The 3558-nt window shown below is 66.0% G+C and carries 5 protein-coding genes and 1 tRNA gene; all 6 read left to right on the top strand.

The window, feature by feature from the left end:
* Positions 1-63 precede the first annotated feature (63 nt).
* The 6 genes from VJ811_RS03995 to ccmE all read left to right on the top strand — a co-directional run bounded on the left by VJ811_RS03995 (position 64) and on the right by ccmE (position 3500).
* Positions 64-140 (top strand) — tRNA-His (locus VJ811_RS03995).
* Between the two features lie 111 nt (positions 141-251).
* Positions 252-1301, top strand: a complete 1050-nt coding sequence (locus VJ811_RS03990) for a Glu/Leu/Phe/Val family dehydrogenase (protein ID WP_324070984.1) — start codon at positions 252-254, stop codon at positions 1299-1301.
* A 171-nt stretch (positions 1302-1472) separates the two neighbouring features.
* Positions 1473-1826 (top strand): YbaN family protein, encoded by a 354-nt coding sequence (locus tag VJ811_RS03985; protein WP_324070983.1) that lies wholly within the window; start codon positions 1473-1475, stop codon positions 1824-1826.
* A 210-nt stretch (positions 1827-2036) separates the two neighbouring features.
* Positions 2037-2783, top strand: a complete 747-nt coding sequence (gene ccmC, locus VJ811_RS03980) for a heme ABC transporter permease CcmC (protein ID WP_324070982.1) — start codon at positions 2037-2039, stop codon at positions 2781-2783.
* A 3-nt stretch (positions 2784-2786) separates the two neighbouring features.
* On the top strand, positions 2787-2960 hold the full coding sequence (locus VJ811_RS03975) for a hypothetical protein (protein WP_324070981.1): 174 nt from the start codon (positions 2787-2789) through the stop codon (positions 2958-2960).
* Positions 2961-3065: 105 nt separating this feature from the next.
* On the top strand, positions 3066-3500 hold the full coding sequence (ccmE, locus tag VJ811_RS03970) for a cytochrome c maturation protein CcmE (RefSeq protein WP_324070980.1): 435 nt from the start codon (positions 3066-3068) through the stop codon (positions 3498-3500).
* Positions 3501-3558: the final 58 nt, after the last annotated feature.

The raw sequence follows: 3558 nt of genomic DNA, 5'->3' as shown, positions 1-3558 counted from the left end.
GGATGCGCGCCTATTCGCCGCGCGCTGTCGAGGGTGCTTCGTGCGCCGCTCTTCGCTTATGTGGCGACCATAGCTCAGTTGGTTAGAGCGCCGGTTTGTGGTACCGGAGGTCGCGGGTTCGAGCCCCGTTGGTCGCCCCATTTTCTCTATTATCGCGTATAGACGCTTTTGGGGTGACTCGCAGTCCCTATCGGATTATTGCGTCCTAACGTAATTTTCTAATGCACCAATTTCATTATGGGGATGAGTCTATGTCCGCTGTCTGGGATTTCGCCGATTTCGACGATCATGAACATGTCCATATGTTCCGCGATCGCGCCAGCGGGCTGACCGCGGTTATCGCCGTCCACTCGACCCACCTCGGCCCCGGCGCCGGCGGCGTTCGTTACTGGCATTATCCGCAGCGCTCGGCGGCGATCACCGACGCGCTGCGCCTGTCGCGCGGCATGAGCTACAAGAATGCGATGGCGGGGCTGCCGATGGGCGGCGGCAAGGGCGTGATTCTCGCCGATGACGGCGCCGCGAAGACCCCCGAACTGCTCGCGGCGTTCGGCCGTGCGGTCGAATCGCTCGGCGGCGCTTATGTCACCGCCGAGGATGTCGGGATCACCGACGCCGACATGGTCCAGATTGCCAAGCACACTAAGCATGTTAGCGGCCTGCCGGTGGCGAGCGGCGCGGCGGGCGGCGACCCCGGCCCGCTGACCGCGCTCGGCGTCTATCTCGGCATCAAGGCGGCGATTCGCGAAGGGCTGAAGACCGACAGCGCCAAGGATGTGCGGATCGCGATCCAGGGCGTCGGCAGCGTCGGCGGCGGCGTCGCGCGGCGGCTGGCGGCCGAGGGCGCGAAGCTGACCCTCGCCGACGTCAATCTGGCGCGCGCGAAGGAACTGGCCGACGAACTCGGCGCCGAGCTGGCCGATTCGGCGGCGATCATGGAGGTCGAGGCCGACGTGCTGAGCCCCAACGCGCTCGGCGCGATCCTGACCGAGGCGAGCATCGAAAAGTTGCGCGTGCCGATCGTCGCGGGCGGTGCAAATAACCAGCTCGCGACCGCGGCCGATGGCCAGCGCATCCACGACCGCGGCATCGTCTATGCCCCCGATTATGTTATCAACGCCGGCGGCATCATCAACGTCGCGCTCGAATATCTCGGACAGGGCAGCCGCGAGGAAGTCGAGAGCCGGATTCACCTGATCCCCGGTCGGCTGGCCGAAATCTGGGCCGAGAGCAAGGCCAGCGGCACGCCCGCGGCGGTGGTTGCCGACCGGATGGCGCAGAAGCTGATCGGGCGGAGATAAGGCTTCGGATTGCTGTTCCCCGGCGAAGGGTGATGGGAGGCACATGACTCCCAGCAGGGTCCAGAGCGTTTGAGAGCCAGCGTTGAGTTAGACCGCTCTGGACCCCGGCCTTCGCCGGGGAACAGGGTAGGGGCTGGCGCCGAGCCTGGATTTCGCTAAGCCTCCCTCCCGATGAAACGGCATTTTTATCTGGTCGCGGGCTGGGCGTCGTTGGGGCTTGGCGCGATTGGTGCGTTCCTGCCGCTGTTGCCGACGGTGCCGTTCGTCATTCTCGCCGCCTTTTGTTTTGCGCGCTCGTCGCCGCGGCTCGAGAATTGGCTGCTGACGCACCCGCATTTCGGGCATCATATCGCCGCGTGGCGCGAGAAGGGCGCGATCAGCCGCAAGGGCAAGATTGCCGCGACGGCCGCCTTTGCCTTCAGCATTGCGCTCGCCGCGATCTTTTCGCCCTGGCCGTGGGTGATGCTGCCGGTGATCGCCGCGGCGGTGACCGGGAGCTGGATCTGGACGCGGCCGGAGGCCTAATTCGCTTCATTCCTTTCGTCATCCCGGACTTGATCCGGGATCCATGGGCGGCGCCGGAGTCGTGGACCCCGGATCAAGTCCGGGGTGACGAGGAGGTGGCAACCCGAGGCTTGACCTCAAGCGTGGGGCAGGTGACACAGGCTCCGCCGGGTCGCGCCGGGCAAATTGCTGGACCGCTTTCTCCGGCTCGCCTAAGGACGACGCGATCCGATGCACGCCTACGCCAATCCCACGCGCTTTCTTGCGATTGCCAAGCCGCTGACGCCGTGGTTGCTCAGCGCCGGGCTGTTGCTTGTGCTCGGCGGCGCGTGGGCCGGGCTCGTGATGGTGCCGGGCGATTACAAGCAGGGCGAAACCGCACGCATCCTTTATGTCCATGTCCCGTCGGCGTGGCTCGGCATGGGCGGTTGGACGTCGCTCGCGATCGCGGGGCTGATCCAGCTTGTGTGGCGGCATCCGCTGTCGGGCATCGCGGCGCGCGCGATCGCGGTGCCGGGGCTGCTGTTCACCGCGCTGTGCCTTGCGACCGGATCGATCTGGGGACGCCCGACCTGGGGAACCTGGTGGGAATGGGATGGGCGGATGACGTCGATGCTCGTTCTCCTCTTTCTCTATGCGGGCTTTATCGCGCTGACGAGCGGCGACGCCGGTGGAGTTGGGGGCCAGCGGCAGGGCGGTTCGCTGTCGCGCGGCGCCGCGATCTATGCACTGGTCGGCGCGATCAATATTCCGATCATCAACCGCAGCGTCGTGTGGTGGAACAGCCTGCATCAGGGGCCGAGCATCACGCTGGGCGGATCGAGCATCGACGGCGCGTTGCTGTGGCCGCTGGGCTTGACCGTGCTCGGCTTTTCGTTGCTATTCGGCGCCATCGTCTTGATGCGGATGCGGCGGATCATCGCCGACAATCGCGTCGCGGCGCGGCTCAGGCGGCTTGCGGACGACGAGGGGATTTGACGCGTGACGGGGGTGATCAGCGGGGGCGGACAATGGGCGTTTGTCGCGGCGGCCTATGGGCTGACGGCCGTGCTGACCGGCGCGGTGCTGTGGTCGAGCTGGCGCGCGATGGCGAAGGCCGAGCGGCGCAGCGATGCGCTGCGAAAGGACCGTAAGGGGATGAACGATGGGCGGTGAACAAAAAATAGGGACAGTCCCTATTTATTGGGGGGGCCGTCATCTTGCCAGCGGTTGGCTGCGGAGAATAAATAGGGACAGTCCCTGTTTATTGAGGGCGTGCCGGTGAAGGCCAAGCATCAACGGCTGATTCTGGCGCTGGTCGCGCTGGGCGGCGTGGCGGGCGCGGGTGTGCTCGCGGCGAGCGCGCTGCGCGACGAGGCGGCCTATTTTCGCACGCCGGTCGAAATTCAGGGTGGCAAGGCTGCGGTCGGCGAGCCGATGCGGCTGGGCGGCATGGTCGCCAAGGGCAGCATCGAGCGGCAGGCCGACGGCCTCACGATCCGCTTCGTCGCGACCGACGGCAAGGCTTCGGTGCCGGTCGAATATAAGGGCATCGTCCCCGACCTGTTCGGCGAGGAGAGCGGCATGGTCGCCGACGGCCGGATGCGCGCCGACGGGACCTTTGTCGCCGACCGCATCCTCGCCAAGCATGACGAGCGTTATATGCCGCCGCAGATGGGCGATATGCCGAAGAATATGAAAGCGCCGGCGGCGTGATGCTGAAGACTATTCGTCGCCCCCGCGAAGGCGGGGGCCGCAATCGGCCTTACGCTAC

It is taken from the genome of Sphingopyxis sp. (assembly GCF_035250425.1).
Lineage (GTDB): Bacteria > Pseudomonadota > Alphaproteobacteria > Sphingomonadales > Sphingomonadaceae > Sphingopyxis.
Note: the sequence above shows the minus strand (reverse complement) of the source record. Positions and strands in the feature narration are given on the sequence as shown.